This is a genomic window from Solihabitans fulvus (genome assembly GCF_008386585.1).
GTDB classification, from domain to species: domain Bacteria; phylum Actinomycetota; class Actinomycetes; order Mycobacteriales; family Pseudonocardiaceae; genus Solihabitans; species Solihabitans fulvus.
In genome coordinates, this window is the sequence record NZ_VUOB01000056.1 from 40,886 (window position 1) to 65,066 (window position 24,181).

The following is a 24,181-nucleotide window of genomic DNA, read 5'->3' on the forward strand; positions in this document are numbered from 1 at the left end:
GGTCTCAGCCGAGCATCGGGGTGATGCAGTCGGCGGCACCCGCGTCGGCGAACAGCGGGCCACGCGCGTTGTCCACGCCGGCCTGCCGCCACCAGTCGGCCTGCCACACGGCGCGGATGTCGGCGACGTCGACGGTGACGTCGACCTCGTGCGCCAGCGAGACGAGGTCGGGCAGCGCCCTGGCCAGCGGCCCGTTCCGGCCGTTGGGCTGGGCCAGCCGCTTCACCAACCAACCGGCGATCCGCGTCGACCTGATCGGCAGATCCTCAAGGCAGGCCAGGTCGCCGGCAGAGCCGAGGCCGTCGGCGGCGACCAGGATGCCGGTGTCCGCCAACGCCTTCAGGCTCTCGGCCGCCTCGCTGTCCTCGGTGAGCAGCGTCTGTGCCGGCATGGCGAGTTCCAGCTGCTGCGCGCGCATCCCGGTGTCGCTCAGGGCGTCGAGCACCCAGCGCACGAGGTCGGGGTCGCACGACTGGTTCGGCGTCAGCCCGAGCCGCAGCGGCAGCGCGCACCCGTGCTGCTCGTGCCACCACAGCAACTGCTCGGCGGCGGACCGCAGCAGCCACTGCCCGAGCGGCAGGATCAGCCCGGTCGACTCGGCCAGCTCAACGCAGCGGTCGTGCTCGATGGCGCCGAACTCGGGGTGCTCCCACCGCAGCAGCGCCTCGATGCCGGCGAGCCGCCGGTCGTCGAGCCGCACGATCGGTTGGTACACCACGTGGATCTCGCCGATCTCCCACGCGCCCGGCATGGTCGCGGCCAGGTCGAATCGCGCTCGCTCGGCGCGGTCCTGCTCGGGATGGAACAGGCTCCACTGCCGATGGCCGCTGCGCTGGGTGCGCCGCAGCGTGCTGTCCGCGGCCCGCAGCAGCTCGCCAGCGTCGATCCCGGCGGGCGGGTGGTGCACGATGCCGATGCTCGCGGAGGCGGCCACGCCCTTGCCGTTGGCGAACAACGGCTCGGACAGCTCCTCGTTGATCCTGGTCGCGGTGTCCTCGACCTCCTGCGTGCTGGCGGAGTCCTGCACCAGCACGGCGAACTCGTCGCCGCCGACGCGCGCCACCATCGCCTTCTTCTCGACGAACACCGACGTCAGCCGGTCCGCGACCTGCTTGAGCAGCCGGTCGCCCGCCGCGCGGCCGAGCCCGTTGGTGATCAGCGCGAACGCGTCGAGGTCGAGGTGGTAGAGGGTGGTGGTCTCCGGAGTGGCTTGGTGCAGCACTGTTTCCAGCTGGCTGGTGAAGAACTGTCGGTTGGGCAGCCCGGTGAGCGCGTCGTGCAGCGCCTGCTGGTTCAGCTGGCCGAGCAGCAGGGTCACCTCGCTGTCGTCCTGCACGATCGTGACGAAGTGCGTCGGCGCGCCGTCGGCGTCGCGCAGCAGCGACACCGCGAGCGAGGTCGGCACGAGTTCGCCGTCCCGCCGGACGAGCTGCTGGCGGCGCGAGACCTTGGTGGTGTCGCCGGCCAGCAAACCCCGGTAGGCGTCGCGGAGCGCCGGGCCGTCCGAGGCGGGGGCCAGATCGAAGATGGTCAGCTCGGCGAACGCCTCGTCGGTGCGGTGCAACGTCTCGCAGAGCGCCTCGTTGGTCCGCACGAACCTGCCGTCGAGATCGGTGATGGCGATGCCGCCCGCCGAGGTGGCGAACACCTGCTCGAACCGAGCCTCGCTCACCCGCAGGTTGCGCTGCACGCCCTGCGCGGCCCGGTTCAGCGCCGCGCTGATGGCGTGCTGCTGGTCGAGCACAGACTGCTGCGTGGCTTCGAGGTAGCTGGCGGTGAGGCCGGCGAGGGCGCTGACGACCCGGTCGCCGAGCCGGACGACCAGCTGCAACTCCGGTTGCGCCAGCAGGGACTTGCCGAGCACCTCGACGGTGTTGCGCAGGCAGTCGTGGCCGACGCAGTGCAGTTCGACCAGCCGCGTGCCGACCGCCGCGGCGATGTCGCCGGGCCGGTCGCCGGTGACGGCGACGACCATGACGTCGAAGAGCGCGGCCAGCTCCCGCTCGAGCTCGTTCTGCGGCAGCGGGACGTAGGTGGTCCTGGTGGCCAGGTACGCCCATTTCCTGGCGATCCTGGACCGTTCGCGGGCGCGGTCACTCGCGGTCCGTGACGCGGCGGCCGGCGTCGGTTCGCCGGGGAGCGGGAGCGTCATGCGGCTCGATCTTGCGTTCTACCGGCTCTGGCAGCGGTGCGGTGCCACTTTGTGGATTTCGGCAGCGAACGGAAGCGTGACTTCACGGCTCACCTCGGGTTTCGCTACGTACCGTGGCGAGTCAGCTTACCCGCAGTCGGCTGAGCACCCACTCCCCGAGGTCTGGCTCACTCGATCGGACGTATAGCGTGGCGGCATAGGGCTACCGCCAATCGGGCGATTTGTGCGTACTGCGTGATACCTGGTCCCAACGGATTGGAATCAGCACGACACTCTTGCTTTCGCCAGCGTGTCCTGGGCCGCCGACCTGCTGTTGTTCCAACTGCGCCAGTCGTCATCGCCCGCGCTGCCCAGCCGTTCCGCGATGGCCGTCAGCACACAGTTCCTCGCCGGTTCGGGCAGCCGGTCCAACGCGGAGACCGCGTCCGTGGACAGTTCGCCCAGGTAGCGCAGATCGATCGCGCCGGTCTGCTGCCATCTGGCGACGTTACGCTCCGCGATGAACCGCTCGGGGTCGAGCACGGCCAGCACGAGCAGCGCGGCGACCGCGGCGGCGGTCACCGCCCCCGGCAGCCAGCTGGTGCGCAACCGGACGCCGGCCGCGATCACCAACAGGTACACCACGCCGAGCCACAGCTCGCACGCCTCGACCACGAGCCGCAGCACGGTGAAGCCGTACGCCTGCTGGTAGGACCACATCCGGCTCAGCGCGGACAGCACCACGACGAGCGTCAACCCAGCCAGCGCGCCGAGCAGGCCGCGCAGCCAGGCGCGGTCGGCGGACGTCGACCGAGGCGCGAGGCGCACCGCGGCGGCGAGCACCGCGAGCGTCAGCACGGTGACCGCGAGAAGCTGCCAGAACCCGCCCCTGGCGTACTGGGCGTAGGTGAGGTTGGCGGTTCGCAGCACGTAGGAGCTGCCGCCGAACAGCACCGTGAGCTGCACCGCGACGAACGCGGCGAACAGCAGCACCAGCAGGCCGACCGGGACGGCCCACTCCAGCCGCCGCACCGAACTCCGTTGCCCGACAGGGGGATCCGTGAGGGTCGGCCGCGCGACCAGCAGGTAGCAGGCCCCCGCCGTGCCGCAGCCGACCAGCCCGAACAGCACGAGCTGCCGGAAGCTCGTGCCGCCGTCGACGGCGGGCAGCACGCCGCGCAGCAGCTCGGCGAACGCGGCGTCGGCGCCGGCCAGCAGCGACCCGAACACCGCGAGCAGGCCAAGGCCGACCAGCGCCGAGACGACCAGCCTGCCCGTGCCGCGCCGCGCGCGGACCCCGCGCCACAGCCACGGCCACGCCGGCAGCGCGGCGAGCGGCACGGCGAACGCGCCGAACAGCAGCCCGCGCACCGACCGTTCCCCGCGTTCTCCCGCCACCGCAAGCGATCCGGCGACGAGGGCGGCCAGCAGGCACAGCCAGCACAACCAGTCCGCGGCCCGCAGCACGCCGACCGCCGTCAGCGCGAGCGCCGCCGCGGCCCACAACGCTCGCGGGACGGATCGCGACCCGGCGGGCCGGAGGCGTTTCGCCGCGATCAGCACGGCAGCGGCGCAGGCCAGGGCGGTCAGCAGGAAGCCGAGGCCGGGCCGGTCGGGGCGGAGCGCGATCGCCGCAGTGAGGCCGGCGGCCGCGCAACCGAGCAGCACGGTCCGGCCGGCCTGGCGGGCGGGTTTCGGCCAGAACGGTTGGCGCGTAACGGCTCCGGTGAGCACCGGAACTCGCGGGATCGCACTCGGGACGGCGGCGGCGCCAGGTTGGACTGCGGTGACGGGTGCGGGTTCTGCCGGCGTCACGTCGGAGCCCGGCTCTGGTTGATCGGCCAGGTCTGCGGACGGTTCTGTGATCAGGGAGACGGCCGGGTCTGCCGGCGCGGTCGCCGCGCGACGCAGGCCGAGGCGGGTCGTGCCGCGCACCGGCGGCGTGCTGGACGGAGGATTCGGGATCGGCGGCATGGCCTGCTCCAGGGTGTGCGGCAGCGCCCCCTCGGCCCTGTGCGGCCGAGCGGTGCTGCGGTGAACGGGTTGGTGTGTCTGGGAGTTCTTAGGAGTTCCTAGGAAGCCGGCAGCGTCACGCGGATCCGGCAGCCGGGCTCGGCGTCCGGCGGGTCGAGCACGCCGATGGTCCCGCCGTGCAGGTCGACCACCCAGCGGGCGATGGACAGCCCGAGGCCGGTGCCGCCCGCGACGGCCCGCTCGCCCCTGGTGAACCGCTCGAACACGCGATCGCGGTCCTCTGGCGCGATGCCCGGCCCCTCGTCCCGCACCTCGACGGCCAGACCGCCGTCCGAGCTCACCGCCGCGACCCGCACCTCGCCGCCGGGCGGCCCGTGCCGTGCCGCGTTGTCCAGCAGGTTCACCACGACCTGGTGCAGCCGCTCGCGGTCCGCGCGCACGGTCGCCGTCGCGGGCTCGACCGTCACGGCGAACCGCACGCCCCGGCCGGCGACGGCCGCCATCACCTCGGCCTCGGCGACCACCTCGGCCAGCATCGGGGCCACGGCGAACACCTCGCGGTCGAGCGACAGCGCGCCCGCGTCGATCCTGGACAGGTCGAGCAGCTCGGTGACCAGCCGGCCGAGGCGTTCGGTCTGGGTCAGCGCGGTGCGCATGGTGGCCGAGTCCGGCTCGGTCACCCCGTCCACGACGTTCTCCAGCACGGCCTGCAACGCGGAGATCGGGGTGCGCAGCTCGTGCGAGACGTTGGCGATCAGCTCGCGCCGCTGCCGGTCGGCCGCGGCCAGATCGGCCGCCATCTGGTTGAACGCGGCGGCCAGCTCGCCGACCTCGTCGCGGGAGCTGGCCCGGACCCTGCGCGTGTAGTCGCCCCTGGCCATAGCGCGTGCCGCGGCGGTCATCTCGCGCAGCGGCCTGGTCATGCCGTGCGCGAGCACCTGCGAGGTCAACAGCGTGAGCAGGATCGCCGTGATCGACGTCCTCGGCGGCAGCCAGCCGATCTGGTACCAGAAGAACACCAGCCCGACCAGGCAGGAGCAGACCACCAGGATGCCGAGCTTGAGCTTGATCGACCGCACCGGGTCCAGCGGGCGGGGCCGCCGGGCCAGGGCGCTGGACGCGGCGCCGAGCAGGCTCACCTGGCCACCTCCAGCGCGTAGCCGACGCCGTGCACCGTGCGGATCAGGTCGGCGCCCAGCTTGCGGCGCAACGCCTTGATGTGGCTGTCCACCGTGCGGGTCGCCGAGGCGTCCTGCCAGCCCCAGACCTCGTGGAGCAGGCGTTCGCGCGGCAGCACCGTCCTCGGCCGCCCGGCCAGGTGCACCAGCAGCTCGAACTCCGTCGGCGTCAGCCGCGCCTCGACGCCCGCCCGGTGCACCCGCCGCTGCGCGAGGTCGATCGTCAGGTCGCCGAGCACGATGGTCGGTTCGAGGCCGGGTTCGGCGTCGGCGGCCCGGCTCACCCTGCGCAGCAGGGCGTGCACGCGGGCGGCCAGCTCGCGGATGGAGAACGGCTTGGTCAGGTAGTCGTCCGCGCCGACGGCGAGCCCGACCAGCACGTCGGTCTCGTCGTCGCGGGCGGTCAGCATCAGCACGGGGACCTGGCGGTGCGCCTGGATCCTCCGGCACACCTCCAGGCCGTCGAAGCCGGGCAGCATGACGTCCAGCACGACGAGGTCGGGCGCGTGGTCGATCGCGGCGACCACGGCGGCGGGCCCGTCGTGCGCCAGCTCCACGACGAACCCCTCCGCGCGCAGCCTGGCCGCGACCGACTCGGCGATGGTGCGGTCGTCCTCGACGACGAGCACCCGCCGCTCTTCCCGTTGCATGCCGCCGACTCTAGGCACCATCCGTGGAGACGGTCGGCGCGAGATGTGAAGGAGTTGTGCAGGTCTGCCGGCGCCACCGGACGCTAATCGAGTTGATCCGGGCGTCTGCACCTGCTGAGCTGGTGGACTGCCCTCATCCAGACAACCGAGGAGTTCTCAGTGGTGCACATCGCCGACGAGTGGGACCAGCTGCTGCGCGCGAACGCGGCAGGCTACGCCGAGGTCGCCCTCGCCACGACGGCGCAGGAGTTCCCGAACGACACGCACCACCTGATGACAGGGCCGGACGACGTGCCGGGTCGGCCGAGGGAGCGCACGCCGGCGTTCTTCGGCAGCTTCGACTGGCACTCGTGCGTCGAGATGCACTGGATGCTGGTCCGGCTGTTGCGGGTCGCTGGCGAAGTCGTGCCCCAGCAGGAGATCCGCGACGTCCTCAACGGGCGCCTCACCGAGGAGAACCTGCGCACGGAGGCCCTGTTCATCGCCCAGCCCGGCTACCGGGGCCGGCAGCGGCCCTACGGCTGGGGTTGGGCGCTGGCGCTCGCGCACGAGACGGCGGGCTGGGACGACGAGGACGGCCGCCGCTGGGCCGCCAACCTCGCGCCGCTCGCGGAGTCGGTGACCAGGAACTTCCTCGACTGGCTACCGAAGGCGACCTATCCGACGCGCTACGGCATCCACTCCAACAGCGCGTTCGGCCTGTCCCGCGCGTGGCCGTTCGCGACTGAGCGGGCGCGGGCGGGGGACAGCGAGCTGCTGGACGCGATCACGGCGGCGGCGCATCGCTGGTACGGCGACGACACGGACTACCCGGGTGGGTGGGAGCCGTCCGGCGCGGACTTCCTGTCGCCCGCCCTGGTCGAGGCCGAGCTGATGGCGCACCTGCTGCCGAAGGGGCGCTTCGGGGACTGGCTCGGCGAGTTCCTGCCGGGGATCGTGGATCGCCGGCCCGCCGCGCTGTTCGAGCCTGCCGTCGTGTCCGACGCCAGCGACGGGCACATCGCGCACCTGCACGGGCTCAACGCGAGCCGTGCCTGGGCGTGGCGCCGGATCGCGCAGGAGCTGCCGGCCGGTGATCCCCGCGTCGCGGTGGCGCTGGACGCGGCCAGGACGCACGCCGACGCGGCGCTGCCGCACGTCGCGGGTGACGACTACATGGTCGAGCACTGGCTGGCCTGCTACGCCGTGCTGCTGCTGAGCTGAGCGCGTCCTCGCGGCCGGTTCATAGGCCCGCTAGCTCGCTCAGGAACCGCGAAGCTTCTCGATGCCCTCGACGAGCGACCGGACGCCGAGCTCGAAAACCGCGTCGAAGCTGAAGTCGTCGACGGCGGCGGTCGCGGCGGCGACGCCGGGGTGCTGGTCGGGGGAGTGCAGTCGCCGCACCAGGTCGAGCCGTGCGGTGGGCAGCGGGGCGGTCCCCGCGCCGACCATCAGGCCCTCGAACAGCATGCAGCCCGAGGCGAAACTGAGCACGGCGGTGACCGCGTAGACCGTCTGCGCCGGCGGGAGTCCGTCCGCGATCATCTTGTCGAACACGCGCTCGAAGAGTCGCAGCGTGGCCGCCGACGGCGCGCCGGTCTGCGCGGCGAGCAGCGGAACCCAGTTCGGGTGCGCGCGCAGCACCGCGCGGCAGTTGCCGGCGAACTCCTCAAGCGCCTCCTGCCAGCTGCCCTCGGCGGTGGCGGTGACGACCTGTTCGAACGCGCGCTCGCGCATGCCCTCGCGGAGCGCGGCCTTGTCCGCGAAGTGCGTGTACAGGGTCATCGGCGGCACGCCGACCTCGGCGGCGAGCGCCCGGATCGTCACGGCCTCGTAGCCGTCCCGGTCGGCGACCGCGAGGGCGGCGTCCATCACCGCCTCGCGGGTGACCGACCCGCGCGGTGTCCGTTTCGCCATCCGGGCCGCTCCTCACGCTGCTCGCCCCGCCTCTGACCGTACAAAGTACCGGACGACGCCATTGGGGCGCTGAGCAGCGGCATTGCCGAACCGTGCTTTGTACGGTACAAAGTACGAAAGCACGGAAGACGCGGCACGACCGCAGAAACGGAGACCCGGCCATGGCGACCTACCTGATGCACGAGGCCCTGCCGCCCTACGCCTGGAAGGCCATCCTCGAAGGCGAGATGGACCCACACCCGCTCAGCGACCCGCAGGCCATGGCCGCCGGCTTCGCGGCGATCGGCGGCACCATGCAGGGCCTCTGGCTGTCCGCCGAGTCCTGCGAGCTGGTGTTCGTCGTCGACCTGCCCGACACGGTGGACGCCGTCGCGTGCAGCCTCCGCTACATCCAGCGCGGCCAGCACGGGCCGATCCGGATCACCCGGCTGCTGACCCCGCAGGAGGGCGTCGCCGCCATCGCCAAGGCCAGCGGCCTGCCCAAGTCCTTCAAGGTCAGCGGCAGCGATGGCTGATCACCCCCACCAGCAGGCCAACCCCACCACGACCACCAGCCCGACCCGACCAGCCAAGGAGACAGCGATGCGTCAGACGGACAGGACGATTCTCGTGACCGGCGCGACCGGGCAGCAGGGCGGCGCGGCCGCCGCCGCGCTGCTCGCCGACGGCTGGCAGGTGCGGGCGCTGGTCCGCGAACCGGCCGCGCCCGCCGCCGTGGCGCTCGCCGCCGCCGGGGCCCAACTCGCCGTCGGGAACCTCGACGACCGCGCCTCGGTGGACGCCGCGATGCGCGGCGCGCACGGCGTCTACAGCGTGCAACCCGCCGACGAGCACGAGGCCCGCCGGGGCCGCGCCGTCGCGGACGCGGCGGCCGCCGCCGGGGTCGCGCACCTCGTCTACATGTCCACCGGGGGCGCGGAACGGCAGTCGCGGGTGCGCGCGCTCGCCAAGTGGGAGATCGAGGAGCACATCCGCGCCATCGGCGTCCCCGCGACGATCCTGCGCCCAGCCGGGTTCATGGAGGACGTCGTCAGCCAGCGTTTCGGGCTGCACACCGGCAGGTTCGCCACCGCCGTCGACCCCGGCGTGCGGTTCCAGCTCATCGCGGTCCGGGACATCGGCGCGTTCGCCGCCCTCGCGTTCGGCTCGCCGACGGACTACCTCGGCCGGGCCGTGGAGATCGCCGGGGACGCCCTGACGCCTGGGGAGATCGCCGCCGCGCTGAGCCGGGCCGCCGGCCGCGACATCCCGTACGCGCAGGTGCCGATGGACGTCCTCCGGGAGCACAGCCCAGGCGCGGCAACGGTGTTCGAGTGGGTCAACCGGGAGTACTACACGACCGATCTCGCCGCGCTGGGCGCCGCGCACCCCGCCCTGACCACCTTCGACACCTGGCTGGCCACCGACGGCAAGGGCCGGCTCGCCACCCTGTTCGGCTGAGCCCTGAGTTCGGCCGAGCCCTGAGTTCAGCTGAGCCCTGAGTTCAGCTGAGCCCTGAGTTCAGCTGAGCCCTGAGTTCAGCTGAGCCCGCCCCGTCCCTGCCCCGCAGCGCCTCAGCCGAGCCAGTCGCGCAGCGTCGCGCGGGCCGTCGGCAGCTCCTCGGGATACCGGGACGCGAGGACGAACCGCCAGGCCACCGCGAACAGGGCCCTGGTGCGCACGCCCAGCGCCAGCTCCTCGGCAGGCGGCGCGGTCGGGTAGGCGGCGACGGCGGCCGGTCCGTCCAGCCTCGACGCCGTGGCCAGGCAGGCCAGGTCCCAGGCGATCGGGCCGTGCCAGGTGTCCTCGAAGTCGTGCCAGAGCGGGCCAGCCGGGGTGTGCAGCAGGTTGCCGGGGTGCGCGTCGCCGTGCAGGGGTTGCGCCGGCCCGGCCTCGCGCCAGCGGTCGCGGAGGCCGGCCAGGTCGGCCCGCAGGGCGGCCAGATCGTCCCGCTCGACCTCGCCGGTGGTCGCGACGAAGTCGATGGCCCGGCCAAGGTCGTCCAGCGGCCCGGCCGTCGGCAGCTCGCCGGGGTAGCCGGCCAGCTCGGCGTGCAGGTCCGCCAGCAGGACGCCGACCTCGGCTGGGTCGGGCGCCAGGTCCGGGTCGTGCGGCACGAGGCTGGTGAACGTGATCGCGAACCCGTCCACCTCGTGCGGCCCGGCCGGCAGCTCGATGGTCGGCGGGACCACCGGCGCGCCCCGGTCGGCCAGGTACCTGGTCACCGCGAGGTCCCTGGCCAGCCAGTCGGCCACCGTCGGCCGGATCAGGCTGGTCGTCGTGGCGATCCTGGCCACCACCGGCGCGGGACCGAGGTGCACCAGCAGGTTGGCGCGGTCGGCCAGGACCACCGGCGAGCCGGGGCGCAGCCCGTGCGCGCGGGCGATCGACACCGCCGCGCGGGTCGCCCGATCCGTCCGATCCTGCCGGCTCTCGACGATCACCTGGGCATGCTGACACTGGTCAGGCCCGCGCGTCGCCCGAGATTCACTCGGCCGGCGCGGTGTGACCTGGGCAACGTCCGGCCCACTGTGGCCGTGACCACACAGGACGCACCTCGGCCCAACCGAGCTGACTGAAACTGCGCGGTCTACGATCCTTTGAGGCCACGGCGGCTACGGCTGCCCGCTGGCTTCCCGATCAACCAGAGGTCCACCAGGCCAGTGCAGGAGGCACCGTGACGGCCGTAGCCCCGCAGCCGATCGCCACGCGTCCTTTCCCGGCGCGCGAGGCGGTTAAGGGTTCGTTCCTGCTGCGGATGTTCCGCACTACGGACCACAAGCAGATCGGCATCATGTACCTGGTCACCTCGTTCGCCTTCTTCATGGTGGGCGGCGCGATGGCCATGCTGATGCGCACCGAGCTGGCGCAGCCAGGTCTACAGTTCCTCTCGCAGGAGCAGTACAACCAGCTGTTCACCATGCACGGCACAGTGATGCTGCTCCTGTACGCCACGCCGATCGTGTTTGGATTCGCGAACTTCGTTCTGCCGTTGCAGATCGGCTCACCGGATGTGGCGTTCCCGCGTTTGAACGCCTTCTCCTACTGGCTGTACCTGTTCGGCGGCCTGATCGTCATGTCAGGCTTCCTCACCCCGGGTGGCGCGGCCGACTTCGGCTGGTTCGCCTACACCCCGCTCTCTGACGCGATTCACTCGCCCGGCATCGGCGCCGACCTGTGGATCACCGGCCTGATTCTCGGTGGTCTCGGCACGATCCTCGGCGCGGTCAACATGATCACCACGGTGGTCTGCCTGCGCGCGCCCGGCATGACGATGTTCCGGATGCCCATCTTCACCTGGAACATCCTGGTGACCAGCGTGCTGGTGCTGATGGCGTTCCCGATCCTCACCGCGGCCCTGCTGGGCCTGCTGGCGGATCGACACATCGGCGCGCACGTGTTCGACCCGGCCAACGGTGGTGTGATCCTCTGGCAGCACCTGTTCTGGTTCTTCGGTCATCCGGAGGTCTACATCGTCGCCTTGCCGTTCTTCGGCATCGTGTCGGAGGTCTTCCCGGTGTTCAGCCGGAAACCGATCTTCGGCTACAAGGGCCTGATCTACGCGACGCTGGCCATCGCGGCGCTGTCGATCGCGGTGTGGGCGCACCACATGTACGCGACCGGCGCGGTGCTGCTGCCGTTCTTCTCCTTCATGACGTTCCTGATCGCCGTGCCGACCGGCATCAAGTTCTTCAACTGGATCGGCACGATGTGGAAGGGACAGCTGACGTTCGAGACCCCGATGCTGTTCAGCATCGGCTTCATCGTCACCTTCCTCTTCGGCGGCCTGTCCGGCGTGCTGCTTGCCGCGCCCGCCATCGACTTCCACGTCTCGGACACGTACTTCGTGGTGGCGCACTTCCACTACGTGCTCTACGGCACGATCGTGTTCGCGACCTTCGCCGGCATCTACTTCTGGTTCCCGAAGATCACCGGCCGGATGATGGACGAGCCGCTGGGCAAGCTCCACTTCTGGACGACGTTCATCGGCTTCCACGGCACGTTCCTGGTGCAGCACTGGCTGGGCAACGAGGGCATGCCGCGTCGGTACGCGGACTACCTGCCGAGCGACGGCTTCACCACGCTGAACACGATCTCCACGATCGGCGCCTACATCCTCGGCGCGTCGACGCTGCCGTTCATCTGGAACGTCTTCAAGAGTTACCGGTACGGCGAGATCGTCGAGGTGGACGACCCGTGGGGTTACGGCAACTCGCTGGAGTGGGCGACCTCCTGCCCGCCGCCGAGGCACAACTTCACCGAGCTGCCCAGGATCCGGTCCGAGCGCCCGGCCTTCGAGCTGCACTACCCGCACATGATCGAGCGCATGAAGCTGGAGATGCACTCCGGCGGCAAGAAGCACCACGATGGGCCGGACGCGCCATCGGAACTGCTCACCGAGGCCGGCAGGCCAGGGGACACGAAGAGCTAGTCTTTCCTGGTCAGCTCAGCTGACCACAGGCTCGACGACGAGCCCCGGTGACCACCGTTCGCGGCGGTCACCGGGGCTTTTTCCTTGTCCGCCCCTGCCCGAGGAGTCCGGCACCCGTGACAACGCCTCCCGCCACACCCGTCCTCATCACCGTCACCGGCCCCGACAAGCCCGGGGTCTCCTCGGTGCTGTTCGCGGTGCTCAGCCGGCACGGCGTCGAGATGCTCGACGTCGAGCAGGTCGTCATCCGGGGCCGGCTCGTGCTCGGCGTGCTGGTCGCCGCCGAACACGACCCCGAGGGCCTCCAGGAGTCCGTCGAGCAGGCGATGGCCACCGTCGCGATGCACGTCGAGGTGGAGATCGGGGCGGACTCGCGGCGCACGGCCAGGCTGGAGGCCAGCCACGTGATCGTGGTGCTCGGCCGGCCGGTGACCGCGCGGGCGTTCACCGAGGTGGCGCGCAGGCTGGCGGCGCTCGGCGTCAACATCGACGCGATCAGGGGTGTGGCGGACTACCCGGTCACCGGCCTGGAACTGCGGGTCTCGGTCGCCGACGACACGCAGGAGAACGACGCCGCGCTGCGCGCCGCGCTGGCCGAGGTGTCCGTCCGGGTCGGGCTGGACGTCGCCGTGGAGCGCGCGGGCCTGACCCGCAGGGCGAAGCGGCTGGTGGTCTTCGACGTCGACTCCACACTCATCCAGGGCGAGGTGATCGAGATGCTCGCGGCCAGGGTCGGCTGCGAGCAGGAGGTGCGCGAGATCACCGAGGCCGCGATGCGCGGCGAACTGGACTTCACCGAGTCGCTGCGGCGGCGCGTCGAACTCCTGGCGGGCCTGCCGGAGGAGGTCCTCGACGAGGTCGCCAGGACGCTGGAGCTCACCTCGGGCGCGCGGACCACCATCCGCACCCTCAAGCGGCTCGGCTTCCGTTGCGGCGTGGTGTCCGGCGGGTTCCGGCGGGTCATCGACGGGCTCGCGGACGAGCTGGGGCTGGACTTCTGCGCCGCCAACGAACTGGAGGTCGTCGACGGCAAGCTCACCGGGCGGGTGCTCGGCGAGGTGGTCGACCGTCCCGGCAAGGCGACCGCCCTGCGGCGGTTCGCGGACACCTTCCACATCCCGCTCGCGCAGTGCGTCGCGGTCGGCGATGGTGCCAACGACATCGACATGCTGTCCGCCGCAGGGCTGGGGGTGGCGTTCAACGCGAAACCCGCGCTGCGCGAGGTCGCCGACACCGCGCTGTCCCACCCGTTCCTCGACGCCGTGCTGTTCGTGCTCGGCGTGACCAGAGCGGAGGTCGAGGCCGCCGACGCGGCCGACGGCCTGGAACTCACCCGCCAGTGACCGGCGCCCCGATCGACCCGGAGCCAGCGGCCGGCGTTCTCGACGCCCCGGCCGCAGGCCCTGCGTCGTTGCCGGTGTCGCCGCCAGTCGATCTGGTGTCGTCGCCAGTCGATACTGTCGACAGTATGGAGCTGATCCACCCGGTGAGCGCGATTCTCGACCCGTTGGCCGCCAGGTACACCTCATGGCTGACGCTGCCGGCCGGGCTGGTGCACGACACGTCCGACGAGGACCCCGACCAGGTCCGCGCCATGCCGATCGTGCTGCGCGTCGAGCGGGCCGACCCGCCCGGCCGCACCCCGCTGCTGGAGGCCGCGGCCGCCGCGGCGCTCGCGGTGTGCCTCGACCCGCGCGCCGAGCCGGGCGGCGAGTGGCACGAGGAGGTGACCGCCTGGATCGCCGGCCGGATCAGGAAGGTCTCCAGGCGGGCGCGGGGCGCGCACTGGGCGGCCGTGCAGGAACTGCCCGGCGTCACGGTCCGGGTCGGCGACGCGGAGGCGCGGGCCCTGGTGCCCGGCCGAGTCGTGGACTCGCCGCGAGAGCTGTCCCGGCTCCAGATCTCCGGCAGCGAACTGCCGGAGGACGAGCCGGGCCCGGTGCCGCCGGGCGTGCCGGTGCTGCTGCTGAACCCCGTTGTGCCGATGACGGCGGGCAAGGCCGCCGCACAGGTCGGCCACGCCACCATGCTGTTGGCCGCCGCGCTCCGCGCTTCCGCGAACGAGGACGCCCTGGCGAAGTGGGCGACCGAGGAGTTCCGCTGCGCGGTGCGCACCCCGGACAAGGCGACCTGGGACGCTCTACACCCGGGCCAGGACCCGGCCGCCGCGTGGCAGGACCGCCGAGTGGTCGCCGTCCGGGACGCGGGTTTCACGGAAGTCGACCCCGGCACGGTCACCGTCCTGGCCCAGTGGCCCTAACCCGGACCGGAAATCTGGGCGCGACCCCGTCAGCGACCCCATTCAGTGACCCCGTCAGCGGCTCAGGCGGGCGTTGAGCCGGGCGGCCTGGCGCGTCAGGTAGTCACGCTCGGCGAGGTCGGGCGCCTTGTGGGCCGCCTCGGCGTACAGCCGGGCCGCCGTCGCCAGGTCACCGTCGCGTTCGTGGAGGTAGGCCGCCACCGCGGCGTGGCGGGGCAGTGAGTCCGTCAGCGCCGCGAGCGCGGCCAGCCCGGCGCGCGGTCCGTCGGCCTCGCCGACGGCCACGGCGCGGTTGAGCCGGACGACGGGGCTGTCGGTCAGGCCAGCGAGCTCGTCGTACCACTCGACGATCTGCACCCAGTCGGTCTCCTCGGCGGTCGGCGCGTCGGCGTGCAGTGCCGCGATGGCGGCCTGGGCCTGGAACTCGCCAAGCCGGTCGCGGGCGAGGGCCGCCTGAAGGATCGCGACGCCCTCGGCGATCAACGCGGTGTCCCACCGGCCGCGGTCCTGCTCGGCGAGTGGCACCAGGCTGCCGTCCGGCGCGGTCCGGCTGGCGCGCCGGGCGTGGTGCAGCAGCATGAGGGCGAGCAGCCCCGCCACCTCGGGGTGGTCGATCGCGGTCGCGAGCTGCCGGGTGAGCCGGATCGACTCGGCGGCGAGGTCGACGTCGCCCGAGTAACCCTCGTTGAAGACCAGGTAGAGGACGCGCAGCACGGTGGCGACGTCGCCGGGCTGGTCGAACCGCACACCGGAGACGGCGCGCTTGGCGCGGCTGATGCGCTGCGCCATGGTCGCCTCCGGCACCAGGTAGGCCTGGGCGATCTGGCGGGTGGTCAGCCCGCCGACGGCGCGCAGCGTGAGCGCGACCGCGGACGACGGCGTCAGCGACGGATGGGCGCACAGGAAGTAGAGCTGGAGCGTGTCGTCCACCGTGGCTGAGGGCCCCGGCGCCGGTTCCTCGTCGAGGCGGTCCTCCCGCCGACGGCGGGCCGTGTCGGCCCTGGTCGCGTCGAGGAACCGGTTCCAGGCCACGGTGACCAGCCAGCCCTTCGGATCCCGCGGCGGGTCGGCCGGCCAGACGCGGACCGCCTCGACCAGCGCGTCCTGCACGGCATCCTCGGCCGCCGCGAAGGTGGCTCCGCGGCGGACGAGGATCCCGAGCACGTTGGGCGTGAGGCTCCGGAGCAGGGCCTCGTTCAGCGGGTGAGTCATTCGGTGATGGTGAGTGGCGCACACAGGAACGGGCGCAGCTCGAGCCACTCGTGGATCGGCTTCCCGCCGGCCCCCGGGGCGGCAGACAGCTCCCCGGCCAGCTCGACGGCGCGCTCGTAGCTGTCGACGTCGATCACCATCCAGCCGGCGATGAGGTCCTTGGTCTCGGCGAAGGGGCCGTCGGTGAGCGGCGGGCGCCCCTCGCCGTCGTACCGGACGAACGTCCCCTCGGGAGCGAGCGCCTGACCGTCGACGAACTCGCCGGTCCCCTCCAGCCGGGTCGCGAAGTCGCGCATGTACTGCATGTGAGCCGAGATCTCCTCCGGCGTCCACTGGTCCATGGGCGCGTTGTTGACCGAGGCCGGCGCGCCGCGGTAGTGCTTGAGCAGGAGGTACTTGGCCATCGTGGTCTCCCTGGTGCTGGTGCGACCCATTGTGGTCACGTTCACCGCTGGGACGGAGCCGGTCACGGGTTCTCGACATCGCCTGCCGATTTTTTTTCTGCTCCCGTGAACGAGCCGGAGTGTCCCCTCCGGTTACCGGCCTAGGTCGCCGACTCGTCCAGGCGCTTGAGTGCGGCCCGCACGACGTCGGGGTTCGAGGTGGTCCAGAACGGCGGCAGTGAGGCGCGCAGGAAGCCGCCGTACCGCGCGGTGGCCAGCCGCGAGTCGAGGATGGCGACCACGCCCTTGTCGCTCAGCGAGCGCAGCAACCGGCCGGCGCCCTGGGCGAGCAGCAGGGCCGCGTGCGTGGCGGCGACGGTGAGGAAACCGTTGCCGCCGCGTGCTTCCACGGCCCGTTGCCGCGCCGACGCGAGCGGGTCGTCGGGGCGGGGGAACGGGATCCGGTCCATCACGACAAGTTGCAGCGACGAGCCCGGCACGTCCACCCCCTGCCACAGCGACAACGTGCCGAACAGGCACGACCTCGGGTCGTCCGCGAACTTCTGCACCAGCAACGAGGTCGAGTCGTCGCCCTGGCACAGCACGGGATACGTCACGCGCTGCCGCAGCGCCTCGCTGGCCTGCTTCGCCGCGCGCATCGAGGAGAACAGCCCGAGCGTCCGCCCGCCCGCCGCGTTCACCAGTTCCTCAAGTTCGTCCACATAGGACGGATTGAGGCCGTCCCGCCCCGGCGGCGGCAGATGCTTTGCCAGATAGAGGATTCCGCTGCGGCCGTGCTCGAACGGCGAGCCGACGTCCAGGCTGGACCACTTCGGCGCCGAGCTGTCGGACGGCGGCTCCTTGTCGGTCGCGGTGCCCTCCGCCTTCTGCGCGGGCGCGGCCGCCGGCAGTCCCCACTGGCGGGCCAGCGTGTCGAAGGTGCCGCCGAGAGTCAGCGTCGCCGAGGTGAGCACCGTGGTGCGCTGCCCGAACAGCCGTTCCCTGAGCAGGCCGCCGACGCCGAGTGGCGCAACCATCAGCGTGGGTGGCCTGCCCCGGTCCGCGAAGTCGCTGGTGATCCACACGACGTCCCTGCGGTTCGCGGTGTCCTCGGAGAACGCGTCCAGCAGCCGCACCGCCGTGTCGTGCACCTCGTTGAGCTGCGACATCGCCAGCTTGCGCGCGGTCGCGCCGTCCGGGTCCTCCTTGCGCTCCGGGCCGAGCGCGGTGATGCACGCGTGCGCCGCGTCCCTGGTGGCGGCCAACGCCCCGGACAGCGGGCGCGGCAGCTCGTCGAGCCGGCCCGTCGGCAGCTCGTCCAGCACCAGGCTGATGCCGTCGCTCGCCTCGGCCATCCGGTCCGCGACGTCCTGGTCGATCAGCCTGCCGCAGCGCCGGGCCGCGACGGAGATCCCGGCGGCGCTCAGTTCCTCGGTGGCCACCGAGGTCACCCGGTCGACCAGGTCGTGCGCCTCGTCGATCACCACGACGTCGTGGTCGGGCAGCACCTGGTAGCCCTCCAACGCGTCGATCGCCAGCATCGCGTGGTTGGTGACGACGACGTCGGCCCTGCCGGCCTCGGCGCGGGCCTTCTCGGCGAAGCAGTCCGTGCCGACCGGGCACTTGCTCACGCCGAGACATTCCTTGGCGGTGACCGAAACCTGCCGCCACGCCTGGTCGGTGACCCCGGGCACCAGCTCGTCGCGGTCCCCGGTCTCGGTCTCCGAGGACCACTCGTTGAGTCGGGTGACCTGCCGGCCGAGCGCGGAGATCGCGAACGGGTCGAACAGCGTGGCCTCGTCCGGCTCGTCGGGCGCGCCGGTGTGCACGCGATGCATGCACAGGTAGTTGCGGCGGCCCTTGAGGATCGCGAACTTCGGCTCCCTGCCCAGCTCCGTCTTGAGCGCCTTGGCGAGCCGGGGCAGGTCGCGGTCGACGAGCTGGCGTTGCAGCGCAATGGTGGCCGTCGAGATCACCACGGTGGTGTCCGCGACGACGGCGTGCCGCAACGCGGGGACCAGGTACGCCAGGGACTTCCCGGTGCCGGTGCCGGCCTGCACGGCCAGATGCTCGCCCGTGCGGATGGACCGCTCGACCGCCTCGGCCATGTCCACCTGGCCGGCCCGCTCAGCTCCGCCGACGGCCGCCACGGCGGCGGCGAGCAGGCTGCGGACGTCGGGCACCGTGGAAACCGAGGAGGTGGCGGGGGGCACGCGAGAACGTTACCCGCTGCCCCCGACACGGGTTTCGACGTCCACGAGTATCCGTCGGTGGAGTTCCACGGCGGCGAGGTCCGGGGGCCCGCGATGTGAACCGGGAACGGCCATGCCGCGCGGTGCCGCGGCGCCTACCGCCGCAGCTCCTGGTGCAGTCGCGCCGGGGGCAGCCCGGCCGCGGTCAGGTCGGCGAGGCGGGCCTGCCACTCGGACGCGATGATGCTGTCCAGGCCGTGTTCCGGCGCCCAGTCCAGCTCGCTGCGGATCTTCGCCACGCTCGCCACCACCTCGGCCGGATCGCCCGGCCTTCGCGCGCCGACGACGTAGGGGACCGGCCGTCCGCTGACCGCCTCGATCGCGGCCAGCACCTCCAGCACCGAGTGGCCCCGGCCGCCGCCGACGTTGTAGACGCCGGTGGTCGGCCCGGCCATCAGCCGGGACACGGCCGCCAGGTTCGCCGAGGCGAGGTCGGCGGGGTGCACGTAGTCGCGCACCCCGGTGCCGTCGCGGGTGGTGTAGTCGTCGCCGTTGACCATGACGGGCGTGCCCTGCGCCAGCGCCTGGAACACGTGCGGCAGCAGGTTGGTCCGCCCGTGGTCGACCAGCGCGGGGTCGTCGGTGCCGGCCGCGTTGAAGTACCGCAGCACGATCCAGCTCAGGTCGCCGCCCCGGTCGACGAGCAGGCGCTCACCGTCCATCTTGGTCCGTCCGTACGGGTTGAGCGCCTCGGTCGCGGTCGTCTCGGTGACGAGCGGGACCGTCGGGCTGCCGTACACCGCGGCCGACGAGGCGAAGACGATCCGCTTCACCCCGGTCGCGGCCATCGCGTCCAACACCGACGCGAGGCCGCCGACGTTGGCCTCGTGGTAGCGCTGCGGCTGCTCGACCGACTCCACAGCGGACTTCCGCGCGGCCAGGTGCACGACGCCGTCCACCTGGTACTCCGACAGTGCGCTGGCGACCAGCGCGCTGTCGCGCATCGAGCCGACGATCAGCGGCACACCAGAAGGCAGCCGCGCGGCGAGGCCGGTGGACAGGTCGTCCAGCACCACGACGCGGTGTCCCGCGTCGGACAGCCGCCGCACCGTGTGCGCGCCGATGTACCCGGCTCCGCCGGTGACCAACCAGGTCATGCTCGTCCGTTCCTGATGACCGGAGCGAAACGGACGGTCACGCCGCCGCTCGCCATGTCCTGGCGTCGCGCTCGTGCCACCACGACCCACCTCTTCTCCTACCAGCGTAGGCGCAGATTCCTACCTCACCGAGGTGAACGGCGGGGTGTCCGCCCCTCCACATCGGAGGCCACCAGCAGCGAGCGCAACGGGCCCGACCGTAGCCGGTCGACCTGCGAGGTCAACATTCGCCGGGCGGTCACGCACGTCAGCCACCCGACGACGGCGCCGATGACCAGCCCGGCCAGCGCGTCGTGCGGGTAGTGCGCGCCGACGAAGACGCGGCTGTACGCCATCACCACGGCCGCGACGACCGCCACCGCGCCGAGCCAGCGGTGCACCAGCAGCACGCCGATCGCCGCGGCGCCGGCGAGGGCGGCGTGGTTGCTCGGGAACGAGTAGTCGGCAGGCGGATCGCAGGGCAGCACGGTGGTCACGTGCATCGCCTGGCAGGGGCGCGGCTCGGTGATCACCAGCTTCACCACGTTGCTGACGCCGTAGGCGAGCACGAAGCCGACCGGCGCGGCCAGCGCCATGGTCATCGTGGCGGTGCTGCCGCGCCGGGCCGTCCACGCGGCGGCCAGCATCAGCGCGGCGAAGAGCACGACGCCGTAGTTGGTGAAGGCCGTCATGGGCCCCTGCAACCAGGGCGTGTCGCTGGCGAACCGGGTGATCGCGGTGTACCAGCTGTCGTCGAAGAAGGTCATGTCGTCCCGGCGTCGAGTTCGGTCAACTTTTACAACTATGTAGTACTTCTACACTACTGTAGATTGATCGAGTGCGTGCGAGCCGTTCCGAGCCTGCGGGCGCTCCACCGCGGCGGGCCCGCGGCGAGCTGGAGGCCGAGGTCCTTGCCGCCCTGTGGGCCGCCCACCGCCCCCTGACGCCAGGTGAGGTGCAGGTCAAGCTGGGCGACGAGCTGGCCTACAGCACCGTCGTCACCATTCTCTTCCGGCTGCACGCCAAGGGCCTGCTGGGCCGGAGCAGGCAGGGGCGCGCCTACGCGTACGCGCCGATCGAGGACGAGGCCGGCCTCGCGGCGCGCCGGATGCGGCAGCTGCTCGACGCCGAGCGAGACCGCAGCACGGTGCTGACCCGCTTCGTGTCCGACCTGTCCCTCGCCGACGAGCGGCTGCTGCGCGCCCTGCTCGACGAGCACGCCGGCGGGAGCTGAACCGTGGACGAGGCCGTCTTCCTGCCGTTGTTGATGCCGCTGCTGACCGTGCCGGCCGTGCACTACGCCGCCGCGTGGTGGCACCCGAAGCTGGCCACCTGGCTGCTGACCCTGTCGTCGGTGATCCTCTCGGTCGGCAGCGTGGTGTCGCTGACGCTGCTGGCCCTCGCCGGGGCGGCGCAGGTGCCCGCGGTCGCGTCCGTCGGCCGCTGGTCCGCGACGACGGTCCGGGAGACCGACGCGGGCCTGCCAGGACTGGACACCGTCGCCGGCGTGCTGCTGGTGCTGCTAGTCGCGTCGGCCGGCGGGCTCGTCTACCGCAGGACGAGGGCGATCTCGGAGGCGTTCCACCAGGCCAGCCGCTGCCGGTCCGGTTCGGAGCTGCTGGTGCTGCCGCACGGCGAGCCCGTCGCCTACGCGCTGCCTGGGCGGCCGGGGCGGATCGTCGTGTCGCGGGGCATGCTGGCCACGCTGGACCCCTACGAGCGGCGCGTGCTGCTCGCGCACGAGCGGGCGCACCTGGCCAATCACCACTACCTGTTCGTCGCGGTGGTCGACTTCGCCGCCGCGCTCAACCCGCTGCTCCGGCCGCTGCGGTCGACCGTCCGCTACAGCGTCGAGCGCTGGGCCGACGAGTCCGCCGCCGAGGGAGTCGGCAGCCGGCACCTCGCGGCCAAGGCCGTCGGCAAGGCCGCCCTGGTGTCCAGGCAGCCGGCCGGCCGCGCCTGGCACAGCGCGGTGCTGATGGCCGCGACGGCGGGCCCGGTGCCGCGCAGGGTCGCCGCGCTGCTCACCCCGCCGCCCGAGGGCCGGATCCCGATGCTGCGGGCGTGGATCACCGGCCTGATCGTGCTCGCGGCCGCCGCCACCGTGGCCGGTTCGGCACTGGACGCGGCGCGCGACCTGCACACCATTCTGGAGATGGCCAGCAACTAGCCAGAACCGCAACTGCAACCAGAACCGGAACCGGACGCTGGCGGCCGAAGCCGCGATTCGATCGGGTCGGGGCTCAGTACTCAGTACTCAGTAGTGGTCACGCAGCGGGCCGACCCGCAGGCCCCGCTCGGCGCACTCGTCCAGCAGCCTCGGCAGGGCGCCGAGCGAGGAACGCCAGGCCTGCGGCGCGGAGGTGCAGTCGGAGTCGTGCAGCAGGATCGTGCCGCCGCCCGCCAGGTTCTTCGTGACGGTCCGGAACACCGAGTCCGGCGTGGCTGTGGCGGTCCAGTCCTGGCCCCAGCTGGTCCACAGGACCGGCGTCATGGCCAGCCGGCGCGCCGCGAACAGCGCCGAGCTGGTCAGCACGCCATAGGGCGGCCGGTACCACTGCGGCGCCTGGCCGGTGACCTCCGCGACGAGGTCCCTCGCCCTGGTCAGGTCGTCGTAGGTCGCGCGCGGGCCGCGGAACGCCAGGCAACGGTGCCGCCAGCCGTGCACCGCGACCTGGTGGCCCGCGTCGACCAGCTCACGTCCGAGACCGGGCGAGCGCACGAGTTCCTGACCCAGCAGGAAGAACGTGGCCCTGACGCGATGCTTGTCCAGCACCCGCAGGAACTTCGGCGTCGACACGGGGTCGGGGCCGTCGTCGAAGGTCAGCGCCACGTGCCCTGGATCGCCGACTCCGGAGAGGCCCGGCAGCAGCCGCCGGCGAACCGACTCGAGCGGCTGGATCCCGGTCAGCGCCGGGGCGGCGTGCGCGAGGAGCAGGCCGAGCCCGCCGCCGACGAGGCGGTTCACGACGGAACGGTGCAGGCTCACGAGGCGGCGCGGTTCCTGCCGACCCACTGGCGGCGGGCGGTCCACGCGGCGGCGCGCGAGCGGGTGCCCGGCGCGGAGCCCGACCGGCCGGACTCGGTGTGCTTGGCCAGGTCGCTGATCACGGTCGAGGGATCCTGCGCCGAGAACAGTTCGGCCGTGCTGTCCTGGTGGTCGCGGGTGAGCCGCGCGAGCGCGACCTCCAGCTGCCCCTGGGTGTGGATCCACGGCGCGAGCCCGGCGCGGTCGAGGGCCTTCGCGTTGGTGCGGCCGTGCCCCGGCAGGCAGCGGTAGCTGAGCACGGGCAGGTCGGTGGCGAACGCCTCCAGCGAGCTGAGCCCGCCGGCGTTCTGCACCACCACGTCGCAGGCGCGCATCAGCGTGGGCATGTCGTCGATCCAGCCGAAGGCGATGCCGACCTTGGCGCGCTCGACGCGCTGGCGAAGGGCCTCGTTGCGGCCGCAGACCACCACCGGCATCACGCCGCCGCTGAGCGCGATCTCCCGCGCGGCCTCCTCGACCTCGCCGGCACCCCAGGAGCCTGCGACGACCAGGGCGTAGCGGCCGATCTCGGGCAGCCCGAACTTCCTGCGGGCGGCGACGCGCTCGGCCTCGTTGCGCGCCGGCCGGAACACCGGGCCGACGGCGGGCGCGACGATGGTGACGTTGCGCGCGTTGAGCCGTTCCGCCTGCTCGGCGGCGACGGGGTGCAGGGCGAGGTGCACCTCGGCGTCCTTGGCCACCCACAGGCGGTGCACGGACATGTCGGTGAGGTAGGTGACGATCGGCGCGTCGAGCCTGCCCTTGCGCTTGAGCCTGCCGAGCGCGTGGCTGGCCAGCGGGTACGTCGACACGACGCACTGCACGTCGGCGGGCAGCACGCCCCAGGAGCGGCGGGCCGCGAAGGCGAACATCCCGGTCACGGCCCTCGCCGCCAGCGGAAACAGCTGAAGGAAGCCGAGCAGCCAGTCCCAGGTCCACGGCACAGCGCTGAGCTGCTTCTCGTAGGCCCGTGGGAGCGCCCGGCCGAGCCACCCCGGCAGCAGGTCGAGGAAGTCGTGGCGCTGCACCTCGTAGCCCTCGGCCTCGAGTCGTTCCGCCAGCTCCCGCGCCGCGCCGTCGTGGCCGGCCCCGACACTCGCGGACACGATCGCGATGCGACCTCTCACTCCGCTGCCCTCCGCCGTCATCGTGCACCGGGTCCTGTCGATTTCCATCACGCCGACCTGAAGCCTGTCGGCACGACGGGAAACTTACTCCTACACGATGTAGGTTAGCGGGTGATGGATCTCGACACTCAACACGGTGGTCGGGATCCGGCCGACACAGCCACCACGCCAGCGGTGGCACTCTGGTGTCAACACACTGCGGGGAGGTTTCCGTTGGCCGATGGAAGAACACGGCGGGCATCCGGCGAGTTGGAGACCGAGGTGCTCGCGGCGCTGTGGACGGCCGGTCGGGCACTGACCGCCGGCGAGGTGCGCGAGGCGCTCGACCAGCGGCTCGCCTACAACACCGTGCAGACCATCCTGGTGCGGCTGCACGACAAGAACCTCGTCGAACGGTCGAGCGCGGGCCGGGCGCACGCCTACCGCGCGATGAAGAACCCCGAGGACCTGGCGGCCGCGCGCATGCACGAGCAGCTCGCGCACGGGCTGAACCACGAGGCGGTGCTCCAGAGCTTCGTCGGCTCGCTCAGCAAGGCCGACGAGCGCGCCCTACGGACCATGCTTGGCAGGCTCGACCCGTAAACCACGCATGTCATGAAGGGA

23 protein-coding genes are annotated in these 24,181 nt (G+C 72.1%); 10 read left to right on the forward strand and 13 right to left on the reverse strand.

The genetic code is table 11. From position 1 onward, the window contains the following. Window positions 1–4 precede the first annotated feature (4 nt). Entirely contained in the window at window positions 5–2,152 is a 2,148-nt protein-coding gene (locus F0L68_RS28310; RefSeq protein ID WP_149852880.1) for a putative bifunctional diguanylate cyclase/phosphodiesterase, read from the reverse strand. 261 nt (window positions 2,153–2,413) lie between these two features. Further along, the gene (locus tag F0L68_RS28315; RefSeq protein WP_223199201.1) at window positions 2,414–3,865 is read right to left on the reverse strand and encodes a DUF4153 domain-containing protein; all 1,452 of its coding nucleotides are present in this window, start codon (window positions 3,863–3,865) and stop codon (window positions 2,414–2,416) included. Window positions 3,866–3,992: 127 nt separating this feature from the next. Between F0L68_RS28315 and F0L68_RS43725 the strand changes: the two genes are divergently transcribed. Beyond that, window positions 3,993–4,169, forward strand: coding sequence for a hypothetical protein (locus F0L68_RS43725; protein WP_223199202.1), 177 nt, complete (start codon window positions 3,993–3,995; stop codon window positions 4,167–4,169). Window positions 4,170–4,203: 34 nt separating this feature from the next. Here the strand turns inward: F0L68_RS43725 and F0L68_RS28320 are convergent, their stop codons facing one another. Then, entirely contained in the window at window positions 4,204–5,244 is a 1,041-nt protein-coding gene (locus F0L68_RS28320; protein ID WP_438672325.1) for a HAMP domain-containing sensor histidine kinase, read from the reverse strand. Beyond that, a complete protein-coding gene (locus tag F0L68_RS28325; protein ID WP_188316882.1) occupies window positions 5,241–5,933 on the reverse strand; it encodes a response regulator transcription factor in 693 nt (230 codons plus the stop codon). The genes F0L68_RS28320 and F0L68_RS28325 overlap by 4 nt, the downstream gene beginning before the upstream one ends. A 159-nt stretch (window positions 5,934–6,092) precedes the next feature. Between F0L68_RS28325 and F0L68_RS28330 the strand changes: the two genes are divergently transcribed. Continuing rightward, the gene (locus tag F0L68_RS28330; RefSeq protein WP_223199203.1) at window positions 6,093–7,136 is read left to right on the forward strand and encodes a DUF2891 domain-containing protein; all 1,044 of its coding nucleotides are present in this window, start codon (window positions 6,093–6,095) and stop codon (window positions 7,134–7,136) included. A gap of 39 nt (window positions 7,137–7,175) precedes the next feature. On the opposite strand, the gene F0L68_RS28335 is transcribed toward F0L68_RS28330, so the two are convergent. Further along, window positions 7,176–7,829, reverse strand: a complete 654-nt coding sequence (locus F0L68_RS28335) for a TetR/AcrR family transcriptional regulator (RefSeq protein ID WP_149852883.1) — start codon at window positions 7,827–7,829, stop codon at window positions 7,176–7,178. 161 nt (window positions 7,830–7,990) lie between these two features. Between F0L68_RS28335 and F0L68_RS28340 the strand changes: the two genes are divergently transcribed. Next, a complete protein-coding gene (locus tag F0L68_RS28340) occupies window positions 7,991–8,344 on the forward strand; it encodes a hypothetical protein (RefSeq protein ID WP_149852884.1) in 354 nt (117 codons plus the stop codon). 67 nt (window positions 8,345–8,411) lie between these two features. Further along, entirely contained in the window at window positions 8,412–9,269 is an 858-nt protein-coding gene (locus F0L68_RS28345) for an NmrA family NAD(P)-binding protein (protein ID WP_149852885.1), read from the forward strand. A gap of 113 nt (window positions 9,270–9,382) precedes the next feature. Here the strand turns inward: F0L68_RS28345 and F0L68_RS28350 are convergent, their stop codons facing one another. Further along, window positions 9,383–10,252 carry a phosphotransferase enzyme family protein gene (locus F0L68_RS28350; RefSeq protein ID WP_223199204.1) on the reverse strand — a complete coding sequence of 290 codons (870 nt, stop codon included), beginning with the start codon at window positions 10,250–10,252 and terminating at the stop codon, window positions 9,383–9,385. 233 nt (window positions 10,253–10,485) lie between these two features. Between F0L68_RS28350 and ctaD the strand changes: the two genes are divergently transcribed. From ctaD to F0L68_RS28365, 3 genes are all read left to right on the forward strand, one after another. After that, window positions 10,486–12,240: an aa3-type cytochrome oxidase subunit I gene (ctaD, locus tag F0L68_RS28355; protein WP_149852886.1), complete on the forward strand. Its 1,755-nt coding sequence runs from the start codon at window positions 10,486–10,488 to the stop codon at window positions 12,238–12,240. Between the two features lie 116 nt (window positions 12,241–12,356). Beyond that, a complete protein-coding gene (gene serB, locus F0L68_RS28360; RefSeq protein WP_149852887.1) occupies window positions 12,357–13,583 on the forward strand; it encodes a phosphoserine phosphatase SerB in 1,227 nt (408 codons plus the stop codon). A gap of 125 nt (window positions 13,584–13,708) precedes the next feature. Then, window positions 13,709–14,500 (forward strand): peptidyl-tRNA hydrolase, encoded by a 792-nt coding sequence (locus F0L68_RS28365; protein WP_188316883.1) that lies wholly within the window; start codon window positions 13,709–13,711, stop codon window positions 14,498–14,500. 54 nt (window positions 14,501–14,554) lie between these two features. Here the strand turns inward: F0L68_RS28365 and F0L68_RS28370 are convergent, their stop codons facing one another. The 5 genes from F0L68_RS28370 to F0L68_RS28395 form a co-directional block, all read right to left on the reverse strand. After that, window positions 14,555–15,712 (reverse strand): RNA polymerase sigma factor, encoded by a 1,158-nt coding sequence (locus F0L68_RS28370; protein ID WP_223199205.1) that lies wholly within the window; start codon window positions 15,710–15,712, stop codon window positions 14,555–14,557. Then, window positions 15,709–16,116 carry a YciI family protein gene (locus tag F0L68_RS28375; protein WP_149852907.1) on the reverse strand — a complete coding sequence of 136 codons (408 nt, stop codon included), beginning with the start codon at window positions 16,114–16,116 and terminating at the stop codon, window positions 15,709–15,711. Before F0L68_RS28375 ends, F0L68_RS28370 begins: the two co-directional genes overlap by 4 nt. 140 nt (window positions 16,117–16,256) lie before the next feature. After that, a complete protein-coding gene (locus F0L68_RS28380; RefSeq protein ID WP_497857351.1) occupies window positions 16,257–18,308 on the reverse strand; it encodes an ATP-dependent DNA helicase in 2,052 nt (683 codons plus the stop codon). Window positions 18,309–18,442: 134 nt separating this feature from the next. Beyond that, window positions 18,443–19,444 (reverse strand): UDP-glucose 4-epimerase GalE, encoded by a 1,002-nt coding sequence (gene galE, locus F0L68_RS28390; RefSeq protein WP_149852889.1) that lies wholly within the window; start codon window positions 19,442–19,444, stop codon window positions 18,443–18,445. A 125-nt stretch (window positions 19,445–19,569) separates the two neighbouring features. Continuing rightward, the gene (locus F0L68_RS28395; RefSeq protein WP_149852890.1) at window positions 19,570–20,190 is read right to left on the reverse strand and encodes a phosphatase PAP2 family protein; all 621 of its coding nucleotides are present in this window, start codon (window positions 20,188–20,190) and stop codon (window positions 19,570–19,572) included. Between the two features lie 71 nt (window positions 20,191–20,261). Between F0L68_RS28395 and F0L68_RS28400 the strand changes: the two genes are divergently transcribed. Both F0L68_RS28400 and F0L68_RS28405 read left to right on the forward strand, forming a co-directional pair. Continuing rightward, complete coding sequence (locus F0L68_RS28400) at window positions 20,262–20,657, forward strand: BlaI/MecI/CopY family transcriptional regulator (RefSeq protein WP_223199206.1); 396 nt, start codon at window positions 20,262–20,264, stop codon at window positions 20,655–20,657. A 3-nt stretch (window positions 20,658–20,660) separates the two neighbouring features. Beyond that, window positions 20,661–21,593 carry a M56 family metallopeptidase gene (locus F0L68_RS28405; protein ID WP_149852891.1) on the forward strand — a complete coding sequence of 311 codons (933 nt, stop codon included), beginning with the start codon at window positions 20,661–20,663 and terminating at the stop codon, window positions 21,591–21,593. An 87-nt stretch (window positions 21,594–21,680) separates the two neighbouring features. On the opposite strand, the gene F0L68_RS28410 is transcribed toward F0L68_RS28405, so the two are convergent. Together F0L68_RS28410 and F0L68_RS28415 are read right to left on the reverse strand one after the other, a co-directional pair. Further along, complete coding sequence (locus F0L68_RS28410; protein ID WP_223199207.1) at window positions 21,681–22,391, reverse strand: polysaccharide deacetylase family protein; 711 nt, start codon at window positions 22,389–22,391, stop codon at window positions 21,681–21,683. Window positions 22,392–22,408: 17 nt separating this feature from the next. Beyond that, window positions 22,409–23,578 carry an MGDG synthase family glycosyltransferase gene (locus F0L68_RS28415; RefSeq protein WP_223199208.1) on the reverse strand — a complete coding sequence of 390 codons (1,170 nt, stop codon included), beginning with the start codon at window positions 23,576–23,578 and terminating at the stop codon, window positions 22,409–22,411. A 213-nt stretch (window positions 23,579–23,791) separates the two neighbouring features. On the opposite strand from F0L68_RS28415, the gene F0L68_RS28420 reads away from it, so the two are divergent. Further along, window positions 23,792–24,160, forward strand: a complete 369-nt coding sequence (locus F0L68_RS28420; RefSeq protein WP_223199209.1) for a BlaI/MecI/CopY family transcriptional regulator — start codon at window positions 23,792–23,794, stop codon at window positions 24,158–24,160. Window positions 24,161–24,181 lie beyond the last annotated feature (21 nt).